Origin of the sequence: Acidithiobacillus sulfurivorans (assembly GCF_018853815.1) — a bacterium.
Classification (GTDB): domain Bacteria; phylum Pseudomonadota; class Gammaproteobacteria; order Acidithiobacillales; family Acidithiobacillaceae; genus Acidithiobacillus; species Acidithiobacillus sulfurivorans.
Genome location: NZ_JAAOMP010000028.1, coordinates 53,804 through 77,882, shown reverse-complemented (window position 1 = coordinate 77,882; position 24,079 = coordinate 53,804). Strand labels below are relative to the sequence as shown.

27 protein-coding genes, 1 tRNA gene and 1 pseudogene are annotated in these 24,079 nt (G+C 51.4%); 8 read left to right on the top strand and 21 right to left on the bottom strand.

The features are described 5' to 3' along the window. Window positions 1-10: 10 nt before the first annotated feature. The 5 genes from HAP95_RS02040 (at window position 11) to HAP95_RS02020 (ending at window position 4,722) form a co-directional block, all read left to right on the top strand. Window positions 11-2,125: a cbb3-type cytochrome c oxidase subunit I gene (locus tag HAP95_RS02040; protein ID WP_215882745.1), complete on the top strand. Its 2,115-nt coding sequence runs from the start codon at window positions 11-13 to the stop codon at window positions 2,123-2,125. A gap of 82 nt (window positions 2,126-2,207) precedes the next feature. Continuing rightward, complete coding sequence (locus HAP95_RS02035; RefSeq protein ID WP_215882744.1) at window positions 2,208-2,843, top strand: cytochrome c oxidase subunit 3; 636 nt, start codon at window positions 2,208-2,210, stop codon at window positions 2,841-2,843. Next, complete coding sequence (locus HAP95_RS02030) at window positions 2,840-3,280, top strand: cytochrome o ubiquinol oxidase subunit IV (protein ID WP_193650984.1); 441 nt, start codon at window positions 2,840-2,842, stop codon at window positions 3,278-3,280. Before HAP95_RS02035 ends, HAP95_RS02030 begins: the two co-directional genes overlap by 4 nt. A gap of 11 nt (window positions 3,281-3,291) precedes the next feature. Beyond that, a complete protein-coding gene (locus HAP95_RS02025) occupies window positions 3,292-4,230 on the top strand; it encodes a cytochrome C oxidase assembly protein (protein ID WP_215882743.1) in 939 nt (312 codons plus the stop codon). 21 nt (window positions 4,231-4,251) lie between these two features. Next, window positions 4,252-4,722 (top strand): UbiA family prenyltransferase, encoded by a 471-nt coding sequence (locus tag HAP95_RS02020; protein ID WP_226832434.1) that lies wholly within the window; start codon window positions 4,252-4,254, stop codon window positions 4,720-4,722. A gap of 24 nt (window positions 4,723-4,746) precedes the next feature. Here HAP95_RS02020 and HAP95_RS02015 read toward each other — a convergent pair whose 3' ends face one another. The 4 genes from HAP95_RS02015 to HAP95_RS02000 form a co-directional block, all read right to left on the bottom strand. Continuing rightward, window positions 4,747-5,112, bottom strand: coding sequence for a cytochrome o ubiquinol oxidase subunit IV (locus HAP95_RS02015; RefSeq protein WP_010643010.1), 366 nt, complete (start codon window positions 5,110-5,112; stop codon window positions 4,747-4,749). Beyond that, window positions 5,109-5,747: a cytochrome c oxidase subunit 3 gene (locus HAP95_RS02010; RefSeq protein WP_010643012.1), complete on the bottom strand. Its 639-nt coding sequence runs from the start codon at window positions 5,745-5,747 to the stop codon at window positions 5,109-5,111. The genes HAP95_RS02015 and HAP95_RS02010 overlap by 4 nt, the downstream gene beginning before the upstream one ends. Window positions 5,748-5,816: 69 nt before the next feature. Then, window positions 5,817-7,967: a cbb3-type cytochrome c oxidase subunit I gene (locus HAP95_RS02005; RefSeq protein ID WP_215882742.1), complete on the bottom strand. Its 2,151-nt coding sequence runs from the start codon at window positions 7,965-7,967 to the stop codon at window positions 5,817-5,819. A gap of 29 nt (window positions 7,968-7,996) precedes the next feature. Next, entirely contained in the window at window positions 7,997-8,965 is a 969-nt protein-coding gene (locus HAP95_RS02000; protein WP_215882741.1) for a ubiquinol oxidase subunit II, read from the bottom strand. A 405-nt stretch (window positions 8,966-9,370) separates the two neighbouring features. Here HAP95_RS02000 and HAP95_RS01995 point away from each other — a divergent pair, with 405 nt between their 5' ends. From HAP95_RS01995 to HAP95_RS17445, 3 genes and pseudogenes are all read left to right on the top strand, one after another. Next, window positions 9,371-10,033 carry a hypothetical protein gene (locus HAP95_RS01995; protein WP_215882740.1) on the top strand — a complete coding sequence of 221 codons (663 nt, stop codon included), beginning with the start codon at window positions 9,371-9,373 and terminating at the stop codon, window positions 10,031-10,033. Between the two features lie 627 nt (window positions 10,034-10,660). Beyond that, on the top strand, window positions 10,661-11,518 hold the full coding sequence (locus tag HAP95_RS01990) for an oxygenase MpaB family protein (protein ID WP_215882739.1): 858 nt from the start codon (window positions 10,661-10,663) through the stop codon (window positions 11,516-11,518). Window positions 11,519-11,704: 186 nt separating this feature from the next. Further along, a pseudogene (locus HAP95_RS17445) lies at window positions 11,705-12,034 on the top strand (PAS domain-containing protein); the annotation flags it as partial. Window positions 12,035-12,049: 15 nt separating this feature from the next. On the opposite strand, the gene HAP95_RS01980 reads toward HAP95_RS17445, so the two are convergent. The 17 genes from HAP95_RS01980 to HAP95_RS01900 all read right to left on the bottom strand — a co-directional run bounded on the left by HAP95_RS01980 (window position 12,050) and on the right by HAP95_RS01900 (window position 24,044). Further along, on the bottom strand, window positions 12,050-12,457 hold the full coding sequence (locus HAP95_RS01980) for a chorismate mutase (protein WP_215882738.1): 408 nt from the start codon (window positions 12,455-12,457) through the stop codon (window positions 12,050-12,052). Between the two features lie 457 nt (window positions 12,458-12,914). Then, window positions 12,915-13,005: transfer RNA gene (locus tag HAP95_RS01975), tRNA-Ser, on the bottom strand. 103 nt (window positions 13,006-13,108) lie between these two features. Next, the gene (locus HAP95_RS01970) at window positions 13,109-13,471 is read right to left on the bottom strand and encodes a PilZ domain-containing protein (protein WP_010640182.1); all 363 of its coding nucleotides are present in this window, start codon (window positions 13,469-13,471) and stop codon (window positions 13,109-13,111) included. Then, window positions 13,455-14,456, bottom strand: coding sequence for a DNA polymerase III subunit delta' (locus tag HAP95_RS01965; RefSeq protein WP_215882737.1), 1,002 nt, complete (start codon window positions 14,454-14,456; stop codon window positions 13,455-13,457). Before HAP95_RS01965 ends, HAP95_RS01970 begins: the two co-directional genes overlap by 17 nt. After that, window positions 14,453-15,103 carry a dTMP kinase gene (gene tmk / locus HAP95_RS01960; protein WP_215882736.1) on the bottom strand — a complete coding sequence of 217 codons (651 nt, stop codon included), beginning with the start codon at window positions 15,101-15,103 and terminating at the stop codon, window positions 14,453-14,455. Before tmk ends, HAP95_RS01965 begins: the two co-directional genes overlap by 4 nt. Beyond that, entirely contained in the window at window positions 15,100-16,107 is a 1,008-nt protein-coding gene (gene mltG / locus HAP95_RS01955; protein WP_215882735.1) for an endolytic transglycosylase MltG, read from the bottom strand. The genes tmk and mltG overlap by 4 nt, the downstream gene beginning before the upstream one ends. Beyond that, window positions 16,107-16,940, bottom strand: coding sequence for an aminodeoxychorismate lyase (gene pabC, locus HAP95_RS01950; RefSeq protein ID WP_226832430.1), 834 nt, complete (start codon window positions 16,938-16,940; stop codon window positions 16,107-16,109). Before pabC ends, mltG begins: the two co-directional genes overlap by 1 nt. Window positions 16,941-16,966: 26 nt before the next feature. After that, entirely contained in the window at window positions 16,967-18,208 is a 1,242-nt protein-coding gene (gene fabF, locus HAP95_RS01945) for a beta-ketoacyl-ACP synthase II (protein WP_215882734.1), read from the bottom strand. 38 nt (window positions 18,209-18,246) lie between these two features. Further along, window positions 18,247-18,495, bottom strand: coding sequence for an acyl carrier protein (acpP, locus tag HAP95_RS01940; RefSeq protein WP_010639790.1), 249 nt, complete (start codon window positions 18,493-18,495; stop codon window positions 18,247-18,249). A gap of 84 nt (window positions 18,496-18,579) precedes the next feature. Further along, the gene (fabG, locus tag HAP95_RS01935) at window positions 18,580-19,329 is read right to left on the bottom strand and encodes a 3-oxoacyl-ACP reductase FabG (RefSeq protein ID WP_215882733.1); all 750 of its coding nucleotides are present in this window, start codon (window positions 19,327-19,329) and stop codon (window positions 18,580-18,582) included. Beyond that, on the bottom strand, window positions 19,329-20,264 hold the full coding sequence (fabD, locus tag HAP95_RS01930) for an ACP S-malonyltransferase (RefSeq protein ID WP_215882732.1): 936 nt from the start codon (window positions 20,262-20,264) through the stop codon (window positions 19,329-19,331). The genes fabG and fabD overlap by 1 nt, the downstream gene beginning before the upstream one ends. Before the next feature lie 54 nt (window positions 20,265-20,318). After that, a complete protein-coding gene (locus tag HAP95_RS01925; protein ID WP_368356536.1) occupies window positions 20,319-21,263 on the bottom strand; it encodes a beta-ketoacyl-ACP synthase III in 945 nt (314 codons plus the stop codon). Continuing rightward, window positions 21,260-22,285: a phosphate acyltransferase PlsX gene (plsX, locus tag HAP95_RS01920; RefSeq protein ID WP_215882731.1), complete on the bottom strand. Its 1,026-nt coding sequence runs from the start codon at window positions 22,283-22,285 to the stop codon at window positions 21,260-21,262. Before plsX ends, HAP95_RS01925 begins: the two co-directional genes overlap by 4 nt. Window positions 22,286-22,322: 37 nt before the next feature. Then, window positions 22,323-22,508: a 50S ribosomal protein L32 gene (rpmF, locus tag HAP95_RS01915; protein ID WP_010639780.1), complete on the bottom strand. Its 186-nt coding sequence runs from the start codon at window positions 22,506-22,508 to the stop codon at window positions 22,323-22,325. A gap of 14 nt (window positions 22,509-22,522) precedes the next feature. Then, window positions 22,523-22,984 (bottom strand): YceD family protein, encoded by a 462-nt coding sequence (locus HAP95_RS01910; protein WP_215882730.1) that lies wholly within the window; start codon window positions 22,982-22,984, stop codon window positions 22,523-22,525. Window positions 22,985-23,518: 534 nt separating this feature from the next. Continuing rightward, entirely contained in the window at window positions 23,519-23,704 is a 186-nt protein-coding gene (locus tag HAP95_RS01905) for a hypothetical protein (RefSeq protein ID WP_215882729.1), read from the bottom strand. A gap of 154 nt (window positions 23,705-23,858) precedes the next feature. Next, window positions 23,859-24,044 (bottom strand): DUF5397 family protein, encoded by a 186-nt coding sequence (locus HAP95_RS01900; RefSeq protein WP_226832428.1) that lies wholly within the window; start codon window positions 24,042-24,044, stop codon window positions 23,859-23,861. Window positions 24,045-24,079 lie beyond the last annotated feature (35 nt).

Sequence of the window (24,079 nt, the reverse complement as noted above, 5' to 3'; positions counted from 1 at the left end):
GGATCATCACATGCTCGTAGATTTACCTGGGGGCTGGAGCCCTCTTCTGGGGCGTCTCGCCTGGTCGCAGATTCCCTATGCCAATCCGATTCTGGCACCACTGTTTGTGGCGGTGGTCATCGGAGCCATTATCGTCCTTGGTCTGATTACCTATTACGGTAAATGGACTTATCTCTGGAAAGAATGGTTGACTACGGTTGATCATAAGAAACTCGGTGTCATGTATATCATCATCGGCCTGGTGATGCTGTTTCGAGGCTTCATCGATGGTTTGATGATTCGTACCCAGCAGGTCTGGGCAGTGGGTCCGCATTCTTCAGGGGTGTTTGGATCGCTGCATGGTTATTTGACCCCCTTTCACTTTGGTCAGGTTTACAGTGCCCACGGTCTGATCATGATTTTGCTGGCAGCAACTCCCTTGCTGGTAGGTTTCATGAATATCATCGTGCCCATTCAAATTGGTGCGCGGGATATGGCCTATCCATACCTGAATGCCCTGGGTTTATGGATTACCGCTGCGGCAGCGGCGTTAATCATGATTTCCCTGTTTGTGGGGGATTTTGCCCACAACGGCTGGTTTGAATACGCGCCGATTTTTGAAATGCAGTACAGCCCGGGTGTGGGCGTGGATTACTGGATCTGGACCCTGCAGTTGGTGGCTTTGGGTACGACTTTGGGTGGTATCAACATTCTCGCCACTGTTATCAAAATGCGGGCGCCCGGCATGACCTGGGGCAAGTTGCCGATTTTTGTCTGGGCCTCTCTGTCGGCCAACGTCATTGCCCTGACTTCTTTCCCGGCATTGCAGGTGGCACTGGGTCTGGTTGCTGCAGATCGGTATCTGGGTGCGCATTTCTTCACGGCCGGTATGGGTGGTAATTTGATGCTCTATACCAACCTGTTCTGGATCTGGGGTCACCCGGAAGTGTATTTCGTGATTTTGCCGGCTTTCGGCATGATGTCGGAAATTTTCCCGACTTTCTCTGAAAAACCCCTGTTTGGTTATATCACCATGGTGTTGGCCAGTATGGCTATTGCCGGGGTGTCCTGGCTGGTCTGGTTGCATCACTTCTTTACCATGGGCGCAGGCCCCTATGTCAATACGGCTTTCAGTGTGGCCACCATGTTGGTAGGTATTCCTACCGGGGTGAAGGTGTTCAACTGGGCATTTACCATGTATCGGGGTCGCCTGACCTTCAATGCCGCCATGCTCTGGGCGATTGGTGCGCTGTTTTTGCTGCTGATCGGTGGCATGACCGGCATGATGCTGGCCATTCCGGCCATTAATTACATGGTCCATAACAGTGTGTTTGTGGTCGCCCACTTCCACTCCATGTTATTGGTTATTGTGTACGCCATTTTTGGCTCTGTCCTGTACTGGTTCCCGAAAGTATTCGGCTTCAAACTGGATGAATTCTGGGCGAAAACCATGTTCTGGTTGTTCTCCGCAGGCACGGCACTGGTATTCGTGCCCATGTACATGCTCGGTTTCATGGGCATGACCCGGCGTCTGGAATATGTCTTCAATACCGGATGGCAGTCTTACCTGGACGTCATGGAGTTTGGCATCGTCGTCTATACCCTTTCGGTATTGGCATTTTTCATCCTGCTTTATGTCAGTGTGCGTGACCATGCAAAAAATCGTGTGGGTGCGGACGCCTGGGGAACCTCACGTTCTCTGGAATGGATGACCCATTCTCCCGTGCCGTTTTACAACTTTGCAGTGCTTCCCCATATCAATGAGCGGGACGAAGTGGCATGGCGTCGGCAGCATGGTATCGACAATGTCCGTCCTGAACATTATGACGACATTCACATGCCCAACAACACCGGTGTGGCCATCATCCTGGGCGGCCTGACTTTTGTGCTCGGTTTCGCGCTGACCTGGCGAATCTGGTGGCTTTGTATTGTGTCTTTGCTGGCCATCATCGTGTTGATGATTATCCGCTCGTTCAGGGGAGATCCCGGCTATATCGTCACCGGTGCCGAGTTGCAGCGGATGGAAGAAGAGGCTTATCGCCGTGAGGCGCAAATTGCCGACAGTCATCACAGTCATCCCGTCAGCGGTGGGGTAGTGGGTAATGCCATGGCCTATCAGCGCAACGATTCGTCGAAGCGGTTGTAAATTCGACAGAATGGCTTCAGTGCGCAGGCGACATCCAGCACAACGGACGTCTGCGCTACTCACGAATTGAGGAGTTTTAATTATGAGTTCACATGCCAGTACGGTTGATCCCAAAAAAGCGGAATTGTGGGATACCCATCATCATACGCATGATGTGATTTCCACCCGCACCCTGGGATATTTTTTGTACCTGCTTAGCGACGGTATGTTGTTCGCGACATTATTTGCCGCTTATGGGGTGCTGAGTTATCAACATAGTTATTTCGGTGGGCCGACCCCTGCTGAATTCGTCAAACCCTGGTACACCTTTGCCCAGACCATCGCCTTGTTTTTGAGTGTGCTGGCTTATGGTTTCGGTATGAATGCCCTGAAGCACAAAAACAAGAGCGGTTTGATCAACGGCATGCTTGCAGCATTTGTGCTGGGTGTGGTCTTCCTGGTTCTGGATATTCATGACATGAATCATCTCTATTCCATGGGTATTACCCTTGCCAGCAGTGGCGGCATGTCGGCATTTATAGTGCTGACTCAGGTGCATGCGACCCATATTTTCTTCGGCTTGATCTGGATTCTGGTGATGATAGCCCAGGTGATGACCAAGGGCTTTACCGAGGAAACGGTGGGTCGTCTGCTCACCTTGCGGATGTTCTGGCATTTGCAGGCGGTGATCTGGGTTTTTGTTTATATCTTTGTCTACTTGTGGGGATACATATCATGAGTCACGGTGCCGCAGATCCGACCATGCATCCGGAAGTGCAACTGTCCACTTCCAAGGGCTACTTTCTGGGTTTTGCCATTTCAGCTTTCCTGATGTTGGTGGCAACTTTTCTGGTGACCTCTCATTCGGTTCCACCTTTCGGTTTGTTGATGGTGATTTCGGTGTGTGCGGGAATTGCCGTGATTGCCCAGATTTATTTCCTGCTGCATATCGACATTTCCGAACACAACATCTGGAATACCGTGGCCCTGGTGCTGTTTATTCCTTTGTTCCTGATTACCATCGGGCTGACCTGGTGGATGTTCTCACAGCTATATCTGCGGACCATGGATATGTCAGTGATGTCATCGGCCATGCAACCTGCCGTGCACGCATCAGCCACTCCCGGAATGGCAGCCATGCCGGGGATGAATGCCCATACGGATTCAGGTAACTAAGGAGCAAGAGAATGTCCACGTCCCTGGGAGCAAAGCCTTCAGTAGTGTCGGATTCAGCACTTCCTCACGCCATAGAAGGGGAGATGACGCCGGTGGTGCGCTGGATTGGCCGGATCATCACGGCCGGTCTGCTGCTGGCGGTGGCGGCGGGCCTGTGGCAAGGCTTCAGCAGTCACGGACTGCTGAATGGTCTGGTCAATGGGCTTAAGGCCAGTGAAGTCGGCTTTGCCATTGTCCTGATCCTGCTCGGCAGCATCGTCGAAGGCTTTGGTTATGGTCTGTCTCTGGGGACCAAATGGCCTTACACCCGTAACATTGTGGTCCTGATGGGCCGGGGCGACCCGGAAGCCGCCCATCGGGTCGTCGCCACCCTGGTCGGACTGGTCGCCCTGGCACTGGTCATTCTCGCCCCCACGGTCACCACCATCAGTGGTCTGATTCTGATTATCGTGACCGCCCTGTTTGGCATGGGCACCCTCTACGTGCTCGCCGGTCGGGCCCCGGCTTTTGTGCACGGCACCCATGGCCTGCTGGCTTATGGCGTGTTTCTGATTTACCTCACCGGGCTGGCCTATCCCGGTCTCAATTTCTGGACTTATCTCGGTGCCATGGGAGCGCTCCATGCCCTGTTGCTTGCCGTCTTTCTCGGTGGTATGACCACCGGACAACGCGGCTTCGGTACCGCGATCGGCGCCTTCGTACAACCCAAGAAAGCCTCACAATGGACCATTGCCGCCCACATCACGGCGGGCCTGATTCTGGTCGCCACCCTGGGCTACATGATGCCCGCCTACCCGATCGCCTTCTATCTGGCCGTCGGTCAGTTCGCGGTTGGATTTTTACTTTTTCACGCCGTCAGCCTCAAACCCAAAGACCCCGGCATCATGGTCGCCTTTCACCAGAGCATGGTACTGCTCATGGCCCTGGCCATTGTCCTGGTCTGGCGCTGAGACACGGCCACAGGAACCCGCATGAAAAGTCACATGATTACCGCCACCCCCACCGACCCCGACGGCCTCCTGCCGGTGGCAGGGACAGAAGTAGCCCGCCACCAGCGTTTTCGCCCCGGCCTCTTTCTCCATGACCTCTGGGTCCTGGCCAAAGCCCGGGTCGTCTCCCTGCTGGTCTTCACCGCCGCCGTCGGCGAAATTCTCGCCCCCAACGCCCTGATCCACTGGCAGTCCGCCCTGGCCGGACTGTTCGGCATCGCCCTGGCCGGTGGCGCGGGGGGGGTGCTCAACCAGATCGTCGAACCCGACCTCGACCAGCACATGCGCCGCACCCTGCACCGACCGCTGGCCGAAGGCCGTATCAGCCGCCGGGGCGCCATCGTCTACGCCAGCCTCCTCATGACTGCCGCCATCGCCATTCTCGCCTGGGGCACCAACCCCCTGACCCTGATCCTGACGCTGGCTGGCACCGTGGGCTATGATGTCTCATAATTTTCTCACCCATATCGTCACCCTTCAGTGCATGCCAGGCATACCCGGAATCATCGGCATAGTGCGTAGGTATAACTGGGAGAACATCCACCAGGTCAGTCCGATCGTGATGACAAACAAGGGAATGAACATCACCAGGGCCACGGTATTCCAGATGTTGTGTTCAGAAATGTCGATATGCAGCAGGAAATAAATCTGGGCGATGGCCGCCAGACCCGCACAACCCATAATGGTAAGCAACAGGGGGAAAGGTGCCAGGACCTGACCACTGACCAGAATGGTAGCAGCCAACATCAACAAAGATGCAATAATAAATCCTGTCAAATAACTCCCACGACTCGCCATCTGTACTTCCGGATGTTCAATCGGATTGCTATGGCCATGACTCATGACATATACCCCCACAAATAAACAAACACATAAATAAATACCCACATTACCGCCTGAAACTGCCAGAACATGCGCAGACTGATCAGACGTCCAACCACATCTTCAGTAAAGCCTTTTCTCAGGATTTGATACAACATCACCAGCATCCAGATCAGGCCGACAAAAATGTGGGCGGCATGCACCTGGGTCAGGGCGTAAAAGGCGGAAAGTCCGCCGCTGACTTCCGGCGTTACGCCGATGCTGATCATGCGCAACACATCATGAATATCCAGACCAACAAATACGATACCCAAAACCATGGAGGCAATTATTCCATTGATAACGCCGGCCTTACTGCCGGTTTTAAGTGAAGCCATGGAAAACCCGTAAGCCAGTACACTCAGAAACAAGGCCATGGTCTGAATAAAGGTGTACCAGGGAGCAACAAATTGTGCCGGTGTCGGACCGGTATAATAACTATGAGAATAACTTAGCACGCCATAAGCTGCGAAAAGTGTCGCGAACAACATCCCGTCACTTAATATATACATCCAGAACCCGAAGGTTCGGGTGGAAATCACATCATGCCCTTCGTAATCATCCGACCACAAAACCACCTGGTTAGGATCTACGGGCTTATCATGAGAAGAACTCATATCCAACTCCTTCATTAAATGCTGGGCAAAGGCGTGGCAGTATTCAACCCGCCACGCTATCCGGTGGTATCAAGACAACGGTCGGGAATTTCCAGGCGGAGTACCCTGAGGTCTTTGATCACTTGCTGCGGCGGAATAAGCCGTTACTGTTCCTCCGGTATAACCACCCCCTTTGGGGAGATGTTGTTGACCATCAGACATGTTCTGCCGGGATTGCCGATCCAGCTTTTCCATTTCTTCTGCAGAAATAACGTAACCCGGATCACCTTTACCGGAACGATAAATCATGATCAGCACCGTTAAAATCAGCGCCGCAACGGTCAACCACCAGATCCGCCAGGTCAGTCCAAAACCTATGACAAAGGTTAATGCGCCAATATAAACGGCTACGCCTGTGTTATTGGGCATATGTATGGCAGCAAAGTGATCTGGCCGACTTTCTGAAAAACCGTGTTCCCGACGCCAGGCCGCTTCATCCCGAGCATTGATATGAGGAACCATAGCGTAATTATAAAAAGGCACAGGTGAATCGGTCAGCCATTCCAGACTCCGGGAAGTACCCCAGGCATCGGCACCCACACGATGATGCGCCCGATCCCGAATGCTGACATAAATCATCCAAAGAAAAGCCAGTACCGACAGTACATAAACTGCGATGCCGATTTCCTGAACATCAAACCAGACTGCCCAATGCGGATCAAAGGGCCAATCCAGGCGCCGTGTTTCGCCCATAAAGCCCAGCATGAACATCGGGAAAAAAACCAGGAAGGTTCCGGCACTAAATAACCAGAACATGATTTTTCCCCAGGCTTCATGAAGCTTGAAGCCGAACACTTTGGGGAACCAGAAAATCACTGCACCGAATACTGCATAGACAATACAAAGCAGCATCATATGAAAATGCGCCACCACAAATACACTGTTGTGCACCATGTAGTTAACCGCTGGAATAGAAAGCATCATTCCAGTCAGACCACCAATCAACAGTAGGAACAAAGCACCAATAGCCCAAAGCATGGCTGCGCTAAAAGTGAGCCTTCCCTTGTACATAGTTGCTGCCCAATTGAAGACTTTTACGCCCGTAGGAATACCCACCAGCATGGTCGCAATACTAAACTCCGTACTGACATAAGGACCCATACCCATAGTAAAAAAGTGATGCAACCAGACAATCCAGGATACACCAGCAATAGCAAAAGTAGCCAAAACCATAGCCGTATAACCGAAAATTGGCTTTTCGGAGAAAGCAGGAATAATTTCCGAAATCATGCCAAAAGCCGGGAGAATGACGAAATACACTTCCGGATGACCCCAGAGCCAGAATAAATTGGTATAAAGCATCAAGTTACCGCCAAAACCGGCGGTAAAAAAGTGTGTACCCAGATAGCGATCCGCACCCACAAGGGCCAATGCCACCTGCAAACAGGGAAAGGAAGTTAAGGCAATAATATTGGCTGAAACGGCTGACCAGGTAAAAATTGGCAGGCGACTCCAGGTCATGCCAGGTGCCCGCATTTTAACCACTGTAGCCAGAAAATTAATACTACCAAGCGTGGTGCCCAAAGCTACCAGCTCCAGCGTCCAGATCCAGTAATCTACGCCTACACCAGGACTATAGGCCAGTTCAAAAATCGGCGCATAACCAAACCAGCCATTGTGTGAAAAATCCCCTACAAATAGAGAAATCATGATCAGAAAAACAGCGGCGGCAGTAATCCATAAACCCAAAGCATTCAGATAGGGATAAGCCATATCCCGAGCACCAATTTGCAGAGGGACAATAATATTCATGATGCCTACCAGTAGTGGCGTAGCCGCCAGCAGAATCATGATTAATCCATGCGCACTATATACTTGACCAAAATGAAATGGGGTCAAATAGCCGTGAATCGCGCCCATGGCTTTCATGCCGTTATCACCAGGCCCCACCGCCAGCATTTGCTGGGTGCGCATCATCAGGCCATCAATAAATCCTCGAAAAAGCATAACCAGACCAAGAATGATATACATGACACCCAACTTCTTGTGATCTACCGTGGTAAACCATTCTTTCCAGAGATAACCCCATTTTCCGTAATAAGTAATAGCTGCCACCAGCGCTATTCCAGCAAGAACGATCACCACAAATAGCGGCGCAAGAATGGGATTGGTGTAAGGGATCTCGGACAAGGCGAGACGTCCCAGCAAAGGACTCCAGGGTCCAGGTACGTTAACCAGCATAGCGGTTCTCCATTGCGAGTCTGTTGTTATCAGGCACGGTGTTCTGAAGCCTGCAGTTTTAAGCAGTGAAACATGTTTTCAGTCATAAACATGGGTAAAGGCCATTTTTTCCCATCCATGACCTCCAGAAGCAGATGATTAAAAAGACCATGCTCAACATGCCCATAAACCGGGGTTTTATCCTTTACATTGATATAGGGTTCGGCAAAGCGGTTGAACGCTGCGTAATTCATGGTATTCGGGCTATTTTCAACACCGTCAGCCCATTGTTTAAAATCGGCCATACTGACCACTTTGGTTTTGAAGAGCATCCACGAAGTCCCTGCCCCGCAATAGTCTGCAGCAATACCCTGATAGGTTCCGAGATTGTTGCTTTCTAAAGCATCTTTAGTGCGCATGCCCGGCATCACATCAATCATGCCCAGCAATTGTGGTACAAAGAAGTCCGTGGTGACCGCCGTAGAAGTCAACTTGAAAAACACGGGAGTATGGGCGGGCACGACCAATTCATTGGCAACGGCCATGTTGTGAAACTGGGGATAGATAAACAGCCATTGCCAATCCGTCGCGATGACATCGACCTGGATGGGATCGCCTTTCGGCTTCATGTGCTTGGTAATGATGGTAGGATTGTAGGGATTGACCGCGAAACTGCCATGTATGGCTACGGCCCAGGAAAGAAAAGCCACTGCGACGATCGGGATACCCCAGAATGCCACCTCCAGCTTTCTGGAATGCTCCCATTTCCCATCATAGGTGCCACGATTTTTGCCTTTTTGGTACTTCCACATGAACCAGACAATCAAAATAGCCGTAACACCAACAATCGCCAGCATGACGGCCACATCAATCATCATATAATCATAACTGGCTTTGGCACCTACTCCCTTGGGATTAAATATCCACCAGATGGAATGCTTTGCACAGCCATTCAATAACAGCAGTAACGGAATAATCGCCAAATAACGCAAATGACTTTGCTTTGCTTTGTTCAACATATTCACCTCTCCTTCAATGAGGTATTTATTAGAAAAAGGTACTAAACCACTATTCAAATGTGAAAATTTATAATTACATTCATCATGTTAAGTAATTATTCCTGCTTTTTATACTCTCAACCCTGATTTACATTGGATAGTGTTATGCGATATATACATTACTACCCACTGTAGAACAACTATAAAAAATCTATGAGATCAGCCAGCTTATTAAAAGTGGATAAAAGTAATATTATTAATATTTAATATAATGAAACGGTGATTATTTGATTAGCGAATATCGCTAACCATGATATGCTTACGCATCCCACCAGAGCGTCTGCCATGATTAACAAACCTCTATACGAACACGCGCAGGAGTTGTTTCTTTCCTGGAACACCGTAGATTCCGAAGACATCCCGGAATTGCTGATTGAACTGCGCCTACAACATAAATATCTGACCCTGTTCCGCGAACAAGCTGCCGTCACCCAGCAAATTGCCATTACAAAAATGACGGCCACTTCTATTCAGATAAATACGGGCAGTCCTTTGAGTCTTCTCGGACAAATTGGGGAAAAAGTGCTCTGTGTGTACTACGGCACAGAGCAGTCTCTGGGATTCCTCTCTACCATCAGGGCGATCGACGCCTCAGGAATGCATATCGACTATCCAAAACAGTTATGGCTTCGAAATACCAGAAAACATGATCGTTTCAGCCTAACAGTTAATATGACTGCTTACTGGAGTAACCCACAACAGGATGAACCCATATATGGACAGGTCATGGATGTGAGTTATGGTGGATTTCTGGGTGGAATGCATATGGCCGCCTATGATGATGGCAAACTGAATATACACCTTCATGAACAAGGAGAAATTATTCTGCTCAAATCTGATCACAGCAGTTGGAAAAGCCAGGCCGAACTGCGTCGCTCTGCACTGGTGACACGAAATCCATCGAATACTGACGGCGTGACCGTCGACCATAACGGCTTTGCTCTTTTGGGTTTTGCCTTTATTTTTAACGACAAACAACAGTCAGAAACGCTTGAAAAATTTCTTGAAGGTAGCATTGAACCGCTATAAAAAAATGTTAAAAATTGAGCACAAGCATAATGTAAGAACGCCGATCCCGGCAAAGAGGTTGTGCGGAACACAAAGAATCTAAAAAGGATGTACGAGATACTATAGTAGAATTTTCACCAGGCAAGATCAGCGGTAAGATAGAAAGACCTCACAAACTGAAGTTTCACCGATTTTCATGAGATACTGTTAAACAGCCAGACGGAATTTTCGGCGGTTTGGGCTTACACCCCCATGACGAGTCCTCCTTATCCTTTGCGTGGATAAATTTCCACCTTGGCACCTTGATGCCGTCCGGATCAAGCGGGGGCTCCCTTCTGAAGCGCCCCGCTGCCGGTCCTATAGGGGGAGGCATCCATTACATCTGCGATGGAGTAAGGCGAAGATAGGTTGAAGGCTCTTCCTTTATTCTGCAGTATTTGGATGCTATTCTATTTGATAGCCGGACTCATGTGTCAGAAGAAACCAAGTGGACAATTGTTGGATCAGTGAACTCTTCATTGTGCCTTAACCGTCTTCTGCCGTGGTAGTAATGTGGCTCCATAGATTTTTGATTCTCTATAAGATATGAAGTGCTCATAAGGCGCGCATGGGATAACTAATGCCTTCCAATCTTTCTGTAAATCATTCATGACTACGGCCTATGATCGTGAAATTCTCCAGCTAGATCCGGTCAAGGATCACTGCCGAATCACTTTTCTGATGGCAACTTGTGTGTATCCTTTTGATATACCGCGTGCGCTTGAACTAGCCCTGTTTCGCACGTATGCGGTCCCCCGCATTTCTGGTCTCCTTCGCCACACGGGAGAACTCACTGAACGCACCCGCAAACGTTACGATGATACCGACCTGCTCCTCAGTGAATTGATTGAACACGGCTACGATAGTCCACGAGGGCAGGCTGCCATTGAAAACATCAACCGCCAGCACACCAGATATACGATTCGCAATGATGACTACCTATATGTATTGTCGACGTTTATTTTTGAACCGATACGATGGATAGAGCGTTTCGGGCATCGCCCCCTATCAGAAAAAGAACGCTTGGCCTGGTTCAACTTCTGGCGGACCATAGGCATGCGCATGAACATCCAAGGTATTCATGATGAATATGCTGAACTGGAGCAGTTTAATCAGTCCTATGAGGCAGAGCATTTTCATTATTCAAATTCAAACCGATGTGTCGCAGAAAAAACGATAGACTTGCTGCTGGGCTTTTATATGCCGCCCGTACTGTTTCGACTGGGACGGCCTGCCGTTTATGCGCTACTGGATCGACCCTTACTCAACGCCTTGGGCTTATCTGGACAATCAATCTGGTTGAGCCGAGTGCTCACCCGTGCATTACTTTTGCGAGGACGAATAGCCAGTGCGCTACGGCTCAGAAACAAACCCTTGATGCGTACGCAATTGCACCGGCCAACCTACCCAGATGGCTATCGCATTGACGATCTTGGCCCAGAAAAACCTATGCAGCAGCGGGATTGAAGGTCTACTAAAGACATACTCTTGGCCTTTCCTATTTGCCAGTCGCGATTCTCATGGCTGATTTGAACGTCAGGCGTTTTTGGTATTTGCTCAATGGGATATCGCATTACTTCTTATTCTGCATAGCGGCCAGGCGTTTGATTTCTGGTTTATGAACATCGATGTTGTGCTGCCGGACCAGTCGCCTTGCCGCTGTCAAACACCCTCTTAAACTCGACTGATTATTGTCTTGACAGAGGGGTCCACTATACAGTAATCCGGCTTTATCATCTGCGGGATATCCCTTGGCGGAATAAAACAGATGTGCAGCTAGCCGATTTGCATCCAGAATTTCGGGTGATTCACGAAGACTGTCTGGCTCAGGATGAAAAGGCCTGGCGCGACCGGAAAATACGCATAGAGGAAGAGTCCATGCCGCAAACAGGTGGTGGATTTGCTACGTTAGAAACAAAGCGGACCCCTCTTTTTACAGTAAACGGAGAGCGTGTAGGGCTCATCATTATCACGCGGGATGTGACGGATCGAAAGACATCAGAAGCCAAAATTGAATATCTGGCTTTCCATGACAGTCTCACCAATCTTCCTAATCGTCGTTTCCTGGAAATGCATCTGGAACAGGGGTTGCTGCGTGTCCAGCGAAGTCGACACAGGATGCGCATGTTCGGTTATCTCCGCGTCAATGAACCCCGAAATCATTGCACGATACACCTGCTCTGTGACAGATGGATTTGCACCAAGTTCTTGCGACAATGCCGTCACCCTGGAAATAACCTGTTCGACGCGTTGAGGCGCTTTCACATCCTCCGCAGTTTTCTTGAATCCCGCAGCCTGCTTCACAAATCTGCCACGTTTAGCCAAAAGAGCAACAATTTGACGATCAATGCGGTCGATGTTAGAGCGGACTTCTTCAATGGAAGCGCAATTGACTGTGTTGCTCACGATATATGCCTTTCTTGTTAACTTACAGGCTGATTCCATTGCATAATTTTAACATTTCCATAATTATATGGATACTCCCCACATTCGTAAAAGCTAGGGGAAACAGTCCCAAATCCTTGTGAATTCACCGCTCCCAGATTCTTCATGGAGAAATTTCAACTTTAGCGACGGACTACTGGATAGAGCACCAAGCCAACCTTGATCAATTATCTTAATTCCATTCGCATCGTCTGGATGGGCAACCATTCTCGCTCTGCATTTTCCGACGGCATCGGCACCACAGGGTCTCGGCATGGTAAAAACCTGATGCCCAATCTTGCCAACATTCCCACGACTCGTTATCGCAACCCAAGTGAGTCTATGAAGAAGAATTTTTCACCGGGTAAGATCATAGGTAAGATAGAACGGTTTTAAAAATATTTAATTATTTATAAATCAGATAGTTACGCAATTTTATTGGCGGAGAGGGTGGGATTCGAACCCACGGTACCCTTTTGGAGTACACAGCATTTCCAGTGCTGCACCTTCGGCCGCTCGGTCACCTCTCCTGAGGGTGCGAAGTGTAACCCAGACCTTGCTCAAAGAGCAATGACCGGAAACCCTGGTCCCGCAACTTCAAATCCTGATACTGAAAGCCTGATGACAATTCCGTCAAAAACTCAGCACCGCATCACCATGGGTGGGTAATCCGGACAGGGCATTCTGAATGCGCGTGAGCACCCCTGAGCGATCATTCTGAAATTGGACGCCGATGGCCGGTGGCCGACCATCGCGGTTTTCCACGGGAGTGACCCAAATAACCTTACCCATCACCGGGGCGCGGGGTTGGCTGTCTGGCAGGGTAATCATCAGCAGGACTTCGGTCCCCATGGGGAGAAGATTAGGCGTTTCCACCAGTAATCCGCCACCCTTGATAGCAGACATAAAGCAACGCTGTACGGCTTGGGGGTCACGCAACACTACGGACAACGCAGTAGCTGCGCCTCCCGGTTTGGGCTCAGTTTTGAATTCCATGAGTTTTCCTCCTTGGCCACAATTTCAGCCAGTCCAAAAGCAACATTTCCATGACCATCAGCCCATTACTGTTTTGGGCCAGGGTCAATGGCAGTTGCAACCAGCCATCCAGGTTGGACTGCAGTGCTTCCGCCGAAATATCCGGAGCTTTCAGTCGCAACTCTTCTAAATAGTCCAGGTCAGCGATTCTGTCCAGCAGCCCCTGTCGCAAACGCATAAAATCTGCGAGGACATTCAGTACCATCTCCCGGATCAGGAGTAGATCCGAACTTTTGCTCCATTGCTCCGCGAGTTTCAGAGTCGCCACAACCCCCTGCCCTGACAAATCCAGCAAACTGCGCATCCATTGCTGGCGCTGCTCTTGCCAACCCGCCTCCCAAAGCTCCAGGGCGCGCAAGGGCCGATTGCCTAATTGACGGAGCAAAGCGACGCTATTTTCTGCATCCACCCCCTGCTGTTGCAGCCAGTGCATGGACTGCACCATCTGCATTTCCGGCAGGGGAATGCGCTGCAGGCGGGAGCGAATGGTAGGCAACAGGCGGGAAGCCTGTTCACTATGCAAAACAATGTGCGCACGGGTGGGAGGTTCTTCCAGGGTTTTTAGAATGGCGTTGGCGGCTGCCACCGTCATGGCTTCGGCATTATCTATGCGCAACCAGCGCGAGTTGCTGACCTGCGGCGTGTACTGAATCCATTCCATGGCCTGACGCAATGTATCAATGGAGATCTGTTTACCAGGCTCAGGGGCTGCCACCCATAAATCCGGATGAGAGCCTTCCGCCAGCAGCTTGCACGAACGGCATTGTTCACAGGCAAACCCTTCGACAGTAGGCTTGAAACACAACGTGGCGGCCTGCAGTGCATCAAGGTGCAGACGCAGCAGAGAACCGGATTCACCGACTGCCAGCATGGTCTGCGGTAATCCGGAGGCTAAAAAGGCCTGGATGGGTTGCCAGGATTGGGGATCTGGCTGCAAAGCTTTCATGAAAAATGCTTACGCAAACGGGGGGCCAGGGCTTGCTCTAGCGCGGCATGCACCTGATCCATGGGGGCTGAGGCATCAATGCGGATGATTCGCTGTGGTTCGGCCGCCTGACGTTGGGCAAACACGGCCCGCGCTCTGGTAAAAAATGGGGTCTGTTCCTGTTCCAGGCGATCCGGCCGCCGGGCACGAATGCGTGCGGCGCCCAGTTCCGGGCTGACATCAAACCAGAAAGTCAAATCCGGTGCCCGGGTAATGCCAGCCCAGTGCGCCAGTTCGGCAATACGCTCTTGAGGAAAACCCCTGCCCCCACTTTGATAAGCATAGGTGGAATCTTCATAACGGTCGCAAAGGACGATGTTACCTGCCGCCAGCACCGGCTGAATCAGGGTCAACCAATGGTCGCGTCGCCCCGCATAAAGCAGCAGTAATTCCGCTTCCGCATCCAGGGCCAATTCCGGGTTCAAAAATATACTGCGCAAGGCTTCACCCAAAAGACCACCGCCCGGCTCGCGCGTACGCTCCACGCTAAATCCCTGAGCTTCGCAAAAAGCTGCCAGCACTGGTATGGCAGAGCTTTTACCAGCGCCTTCAATGCCTTCCAGGGTGATGAACATTCCCGGCGTGATAGTGGGTTCCTGGGCTGTCATGAAAGCGTCCTCGCAGTAGGCTGCAGATAGCGTTTTATCTGCTCGATATGTTGCTTGTAGCTGGTCGAATAATGGTAGGCATTCCCTTGGGCAATAAAATACAGATCCTGGCTGTCAATTGGATGCAATACGGCCTGTAAACTACTCAAGCCGGGCATGGCGATGGGCGTTGGCGGGAGTCCTACATGCAGATAGGTATTATACGCACTAGGCACGTGCATATCCTGCGACGTCAGATGCCCCTGATAGTGCTTGCCCAGCGCATAAATCACCGTCGGATCTGACTGCAGTGGCATTCCTTGGCGTAATCGATTCAAAAACACGGCCGCTATATGCGCCTGTTGTGCGGGAGGAGCCCCTTCCTTTTGCACCACAGAGGCCAGAATGAGCGCCTGATAGGGGTTTTTTAAAGGTAATCCGGGGGCACGTTGCGACCATAAATGCTGTAAATTGTTATTCATCCGTTGATAGGCGCGCTTCAGGATACTCAGAGCTGAAGTCCCTGGAACATAGCGATAACTGTCTGGGAAAAGCCAACCTTCAGCACTGTTCTGGGCGCCGATTCCTGCGGCAGCCAGTTGTTGCGCGGCCTGATCGCCCGTCGGGAGTCCATGCAGGTTCAGATAGGGAGACTTTAAACGTAACTCCTGAAGAATCAGCGACAAATTCCAACCGGGGATAATGACCACATTGAGGGGCCGGGATTGCCCATGTATCAGACGTTGCAGAATATTCTCCTGCGAAACATGACCCTGAAAATCATACAGACCCGCCTGCAGCACGGGACGACCGGCCAATATCCAGGCCATACGAAACATCTGTGGATAAGGCAGAGCACCCGCCTTGTGCAGAATCTGAATACTTTCCAATGTGCCACTACCAAGCCGGATGGGGACCTGCTTTCCCGGCTTGGGAAAAGATTGCGGCAAGTACATCGTCACACCGTAATAGCCCAGCGGAGCCAGAATAATGACCAGCAGAAAGGTCAGGATTATGCGCCGCATCAGGATGGACCCAGCCCCAGTGTTGACTGCCATTGCAGTATTTGGGCACTGATTTTACCCTGGCTACCCGCCAGGTTACGATCCTGAAAACGCTTGACCGGCCAGATACCAATCAGACTGTTACTGAAAAAAATTTCCTCTGCCTCGATCAGGCTTTCTGCCCGATAATCCCCGATTTGGCAGGGAATGCCTGATGTCTGCAGCCAATTCAAAATAGCCTGACGCTGGATTCCGGCAATACCCCCCTCCTCCAGTGAGGGTGTATAGACCATGCCCGCAGCAACCCAGAATAAATTGGACATAATGCCTTCACGCAAAAAGCCTTGATGATCGAGGACAATGCCCTCGGCGTATTTCGGCGGCAAGGCATTACGGGCCATGATCTGATTCAGACGATTGAGGGTTTTCGCTTTCAGATAAGGGGCTCCGGTCAACAGGGGAACAGAGCAAATATCGGCGAGAATCCCCGGATACCAATAAGCTGGATTGCGCTCGGGCCAGTCCGAAGCAAACACATAACGGGCGGCGGAGCCATTGCGGGGAATACCATAACCCCCTCCCGGACCACGACTTAAAATCAATTTGAGAACATACCGATCGGGCAGAGAAACATGCTCTTGCAGTCGCTGAAAATCTTCAAGCCACGGCAATGGTCCGGGTAGATTCATCTGCAATAATTGAGCGCCCGCCTGAAGGCGTTGGAGATGCTCATCCCAGAACAGGGGTTTACCCTGAATGATGGCGACAGTCTCAAACAGACCATCACCATAATGAAAAGCGCGGTCAAGAACAGCCGGACAGGCCCCCGATTGTTGCGGGACCCCATCCATCATCACGGCCTGCACGTGCACTGAACGGATTAGTCGCTATGGCGGCGAAATACGAGGGTGCTGTTGGTACCACCAAAACCGAAAGAATTGCTCAAAGCGACATCTACGCTTTGCTGGCGGGCTTGCAAGGGGACGTAGTCCAGATCGCAGCCTTCATCGGCTGTATCCAGATTGATGGTCGGCGGCAATATTCCATGATGCAGGGCAAGCGTGGTAAATACGGCTTCCACCCCCCCCGCTGCCCCCAGCAAATGGCCGGTCATGGATTTGGTGGAACTCATGGCCAAAGAGCGCGCATGCTCTCCAAACACGGCATGCACTGCTTCCGTCTCGGCACGATCGCCCAAAGGGGTGGAAGTGCCGTGGGCATTAATATAACCTACCTGTTCCGGCTGGAAACCGGCATTATGCAATGCGACACGCATACACCGGGCTGCCCCCTCCCCGCCTGCTGCGGGCTGGGTCATATGATAGGCATCGGAACTCATACCATAGCCGGCCAGCTCTCCATAAATACGGGCACCACGCCGCATGGCAAACTCATATTCTTCAAGAACCAGAATTCCGGCACCTTCACCCAATATAAAACCATCACGATCCTTATCCCAGGGCCGACTGGCCTTTTCCGGCTCGTCATTGCGGGTCGAAAGGGCGCGGGCTGCTGAAAAGCCACCCAGCCCCAGCGGACTGATGGCGGCTTCGGCACCGCCGGCAATCATGACGTCCGCATCCCCATATTCGATGAGCCGAGCGGCATCACCGATGGAATGGGTGCCCGTAGAACAGGCCGTAGCCATAGCAATATTCGGGCCTTTGGCACCATACATAATGGAAATATGTCCTGCGACCATGTTCACAATACAACGCGGGATAAAAAACGGTGAAATACGTCTGGGGCCGCTATCCATCAAAACTTGATGTTCGGACTCAATACCAGCCAAGCCGCCAATGCCGCTGCCAACAGAAACACCAACCCGTTCAGCAATATCCGGACTGATTTTCAGGCCGGAATCTGCAATGGCTTCCATCGCTGCCACAATGCCGTAATGAATGAACAAATCCATTTTTTTGGCATCTTTGCCGGGAATGTATTGGGTGATATCAAAACCGCGCACTTCTCCGGCGATTTGCGAACTGTAAGGGGCAGGATCAATCCGAGTGACGCGGCCAATACCACTACGTCCCTGCATAATAGCATCCCATGCGGCCGGAATACCGATCCCCACAGGCGAAACAATACCCAGTCCAGTAATGACTACGCGTTTCTTCAAACGTCAGCTCTCCTCATTACCCTGAAATGAATCGCCGCTCAGGCATCCTTGGCGGGCATGTGAGAGGATACATAATCAATAGCCTGCTGCACGGTAGCAATTTTTTCAGCTTCTTCATCAGGAATTTCACAGTCGAACTCTTCTTCGAGGGCCATGACCAGTTCCACAGTGTCCAAAGAATCGGCGCCTAGATCATCCACAAAGGAAGCCTCATTGGTCACTTCATCTTCATTGACGCCCAACTGCTCGACTACTACTTTCTTTACACGTTCTGCCACATTTTCCATTTGGGAGAAACTCCTTTGCTGGTTAAAAATTATTGTCGGCGAGATTGGACCACAGGGGTGCAGTCCTGTAAAGCCAACGTTACCCTATCCCATCCACATGCCACCATTGACATGAAGAATTTGCCCGGTGATATAACCGGCTTGCGGGCTGGACAGATAAGCCACAGCCCCCGCCACATCGGCCACGTTACCCAGGCGACCCGCAGGAATTTGCTGTAAAAGCACTTCCTTATGGGACTCACCTAAACCTTCTGTCATATCGGTACTGATAAAGCCAGGAGCCACACAATTGACCGTCACCTGACGGGCGGCCACTTCTCTGGCCAGGGCGCGGGTAAAACCCGCTACACCCGCCTTGGCCGCCGCGTAATTACTTTGTCCGGCATTACCCATGCTGCCAACCACCGAAGTGATGTTGATTATACGGCCAAAACGCGCCTTTAGCATATCGCGCAAACAAATTTTGCTAAGGCGATAAACAGCGCGCAAATTGGTCGCCATCACCGCATCCCAGTCTTCATCTTTCATGCGCAACAGTAACTGGTCCCGAGTGATTCCTGCATTGTTAATCAGAATGCTGGGCGCCGCATATTCACTTTGAATTTTTTTCAGGCAGGCATCCATCGCCGCATCATCCGTGACATCCAGAACAACCCCGTGTCCTTGGATGCCGCTGGCCTGAAAATTTGCAGAAATGGCCTCAGCCCCCTTGCTGGTGGTTGCTGTAGCAATGACCAGGGCACCTTCATTGCCAAGCACCCGGGCTACTTCCTGACCAATACCACGACTGCCTCCGGTAACCAGCACGACCTGATTTTCCAGTGTGCTTCCCATCAAACCAGCTCCAGAGTGGCCTTGAGGCTTTTACCATCTTCTACATGCAGCATGGTCAAAGAAGGTTCGATCCGTTTGCCAAGGCCGGATAAAACCCGTCCTGGTCCCATTTCCACAAAAGTCAGGGCACCCTGGCGCGCCAGATAACGAATGGTCTCGGTCCAGCGTACCGGGCTGTATAATTGCTTGACCAGCACTGCACGAATACTTTCCGGCGTGGTATGACTCAGTACGTCAGCATTATGGATCAGCATGGCCTTCGGGGCGCGGAACGCAACTGATTCAACAACTGTTGAAAATTGTTGCGCCGCTGTGCTCATCAAGCTGCAATGACTGGGGACACTGACCGGCAGCATAACGACGCGTTTGGCACCGGCAGATCGGGCCGCTTCAACCAGTCTTTCCACTGCGGCGGCTTCGCCGGCGACCACTACCTGCCCGGGCGCGTTAAAGTTCGCGGCAGAAAGGACATTGTCCTGAGCCTCCTGGGCGCAGAGCCGCTTGAGATCCTCATCAGCCAGACCAATGACCGCCGCCATGGCACCGGAACCTTCCGGCACGGCCGCCTGCATCAAACGACCACGTTCGGCTACCAGACGAACCGCATCGGCATAATCCAGCGCGTCGGCAACCACCAGCGCCGTATATTCACCCAGGGAATGACCGGCGACAAAATCAGGATAAGCACCCCCCTCTTCCTCCCAGACCCGGTACACCGCATATCCGGCAGCCAACATCAGGGGCTGGGTCCAGCGGGTCTGGTTGAGTTTTTCGACAGGACCATTCTGACTGAGAGCCCAGAGATCTTCTCCCAATACGTCAGAGGCTTCTGCAAAAACCTCCTGGACCAGAGGATGAGTAGACGCCAGATCGGCAAGCATTTGAATAGACTGGGAACCCTGGCCGGGAAACACAAAGGCGATAGAGCCGTGCAATCGAACCTCCTCCTAAAGCAAACTGTCAGTTGATGCCCGTGGGCAACATAAACTTCAAGCCCAACGCAACAATGCCGAACCCCAGGTAAAACCACCACCAAAGGCTTCCAGCAGAAGATTTTGCCCGGCTTTGAAGCATCCCCGCCTCGCTGCATCATCCAGTGCCAAAGGCACCGATGCTGCAGAAGTATTACCATGATGTTCCACCGTCGTCACTACCCGATCCATGGGCAGCTTCAATTTATCGGCCGTAGCCTGGATGATACGGATATTGGCTTGATGAGGGACCAACCAGTCAATATCCTCTGGACGCATTTGGTTTTCTGCCAGAGTTTCCTGAACAATATCTCCCAGCGCGCGCACGGCCATACGAAAAACGGCATTACCCTGCATGGTTAATTGATTGCGACCTTCCGGAACCTGCAGTAATTCGGCATAGGCCCCATCGGCATGGATATGCGTAGAAATGATGCCGGGTGTAGAATCTGCACGTAAGACCACCGCTCCTGCCCCGTCTCCAAACAAAATGCAGGTCGAACGATCAGTCCAGTCGACAATACGGGACATGCTTTCCACCCCGACTACCAGGGCCGTTTTTACCGTACCGCTGCGAATAAATTGATCAGCCGTAGCCAGAGCATAAATGAAACCGGTACAAACTGCCTGAACGTCAAAGGCCGGCGCGCCGCGATTACCCAGTCGGGCTTGCAACAGACAGGCCGTACTGGGAAAAACCTGATCGGGTGTGGTAGTAGCTACCAGAATGAGATCCAGGTCTTCTGCCTGAATATCCGCATCCCGTAAGGCTTGCCGGGCGGCGTGCTCGGCCATGTCAACGGTTTTTTCGTTTTCTGCGGCAATATGCCGCGAACGAATACCGGTACGCTCAAAAATCCAGGCATCACTGGTATCTACCATCTGTTCGAGATCGGCATTATGCATGACGCGCTCGGGCAGATATCCGCCGGTAGCGATAATACGGCTATAAATGGGGTTCACGCGCTGTTTCGCACCACGGGATTGAGGTTTTCCTGAATGACTTCGGCAATATGCAAGGTCAGACGGTGCTTGGCCTCAGCAATTCCGACTTCCACCGCCCGCGCAAATGCGTAGCGATCGGCATTACCATGACTTTTAATGACAATCCCATTCAGGCCAAGCAAGGTAGCCCCATTATACTGCCGGGAATCCAGACGTTTTCTTAATCGCTGCAAGATGGGCCGATTGACCAGATAAGCCAGCTTTCCATAAATCCCTTGCGTATAGCTGGCGCGCAACTCGTGGCTAATCATGCTGGCCAGTCCTTCTGAGGTTTTCAGTGCGACATTCCCCACAAAACCATCACAAACGACCACATCAGCAACGCCGCGATAAATGTCCGAACCTTCAACATTACCGATGAAGTTGAGTCGTGCTGCACGCAGCAGCAAAGAAGCTTCCTTGACCTGCTCATTGCCCTTGATTTCTTCGGACCCGATATTGAGCAGGCCGACACGAGGCTTGGCCACGCCCATCACCCGTTCGGCAAGAATCGAGCCCATGACCGCGAACTGGAGCAGATGTTCAGGATGGCAATCCACATTGGCACCTAAATCCAGGGCCAAAAAACGCCCTGTGGTAGTAGGCATGAAGGCAGCAATCGCCGGACGATCAATACCCGGAATAGTCCGCAAAAATACTTTGCCCATGGCCATCAAGGCACCGGTGTTGCCCGCACTGACCACCGCATCTGCATGCCCATCGCGAACCAGGGCAATGGCTACGTGCATGGATGAATCGCGCTTGCCCCGCAATGCCTGGGAAGGTGCCTCATCCATACCTATCACCTGACTGGCATGGTGGATTTTCACCTGCTCCGAATCCTGAAGGTGCATGCGTTGCAATTCACTTTTCAGGATATGGCTGTCCCCGACCAGATGAAAAGTGACATCGGGGTAATTCTGCACCAGATCCTTGATGGCAGAAATGACCGTCGACGGGCCATTGTCTCCGCTCATGGCGTCTACCGCTATATGCGGCATGAGAACAACCTCGCGTTGTGCCGGTTCAGCAAGTCACTCAGGCTTCCACAGACTTCTTGACCATTTCACGGCCCTTGTAGAATCCGCACTCGGGGCAAACGTGATGAGGCAACTTGGCTGCGCCACAATTCGCACAGACCGAGCGATTGACGGTTACCAGAAAATCATGGGCACGACGCATATTACGACGTGAATGGGAGGTTTTACTTTGTGGTACGGCCATGTCTCAAATCTCCATTAATCAACAATAATAAATGCTTCCAGTCCGGATACCGGACAAGTGCCAGATTGCCACTCCGCACAACGCGGAATCATGGGCAAAGCCAGCAGAACCTCGTCTTCCAACCACGCCTGCAATGCCACAACACCCTTATCGGCCAACACGATGTCCAGATCCGGATCCAACGTACTGACCATCTCTTCGGTTTCAGCCAAACCGCTATGCACGGGCACATTTAAGGATAAAGGCATGTTTCCCAGGCAACGTTCACAGCGAATTTGTCCAGAAACCTCTATAAATCCATCTGCCAATACGACTGAACCAGTTCGCTGCAAATCCAGATCTGCCTGCACCGATTCCAACTCTGCTATCGCCGCCGCTAGACGGCTCCATGCAGCAAGATCAACCGGACCTTCCAGGCGATCGCCAGGGCCAGTCACTTTGGCAAGATGCAGACTATTGGTTTTAGCGGAAAACATAAGCGCGGCATGTTAGCGATGACTGCGGATTAAGTAAAGTATTTCATGACATGAAGGTCAACCACTCCGTCTTAAATCTGCGTATCGTCCGACACGAATTGATGACGATTTCAAGATATGGGAGCTCAGCGTGCCATTGAGGGGCAGCCCAATGCGAGCGCCATCGAAAACCACGGGCAACCTGTCCTGAGTACCCGCCAAGGATAACCGCAATCCGTCTTTACCAGCCAACAGGGGTTGCGGATCAAGCACCCAGCAAGCGGCGAGCAAGCACGCTTTGCATGTCGCGGCTTCCGTTCGCAATCAGACAAAAGACGTTTTGGCTGTTAATCAGCGCCATTTTTTGCCATACGTCAGCATGACGCTTTTACCACACAACTGCGCTGAAAATTAATTTTTAACCGCTTGATAGATTGAAATAATTTGCGGAATATGAGTCAGGCTAAGCGTAAACCATATTGACGCTTTTTTCTGCTAAAAAATGATAAATTTCAGGCGCTGTTTCACACGTTGGATACGATCTTCCAAATTGTCTTAGCGCACATGCTGCTCGGCGATTGAGCCTGACATTTGCGCCAAGTATTGCATGATCGTTGACGCCGTTGCCTCCAGGGTCGTGACCCGGCTTTTTCCCTCTTTCAGCTCACGCTCGATGCGATCTTGCCCGACCTGAAAGCGTTTCAGGTGTTCCAGTATGATGTTTTCAATTTCTTCTACCATGGTTACTTAAGACTTCCTGACCTGAATGCTGAGCATAGAGCGTCTTAACCGTTGAGTATAGAAGGATACTTCCTGCATCAAGTAGAGGATGCTTTGTGACTTCCTTAACAGTCAGGTTAAAGGCGATGGCGAACACTAGCGTGCCTCTGGATCGTCAAGAGCGTCCTTCAGCGGATATTCCAGCGTTCCCCTGTTTGTGTGGCACCTCAATCTCGACAGACCAGCCCTTCGCGGTATCGTGGCCTTCCCTGAGTATCTGGTAGGGAATACCAAACGGTCCGAACTCGCGGAAGGTTCCGATGCGTTCAGGATGCGGAAATTCTGCGATGTTTGGATGCATGGGTTGCTCTCCTCTTTGATACTCAATATTGTCAA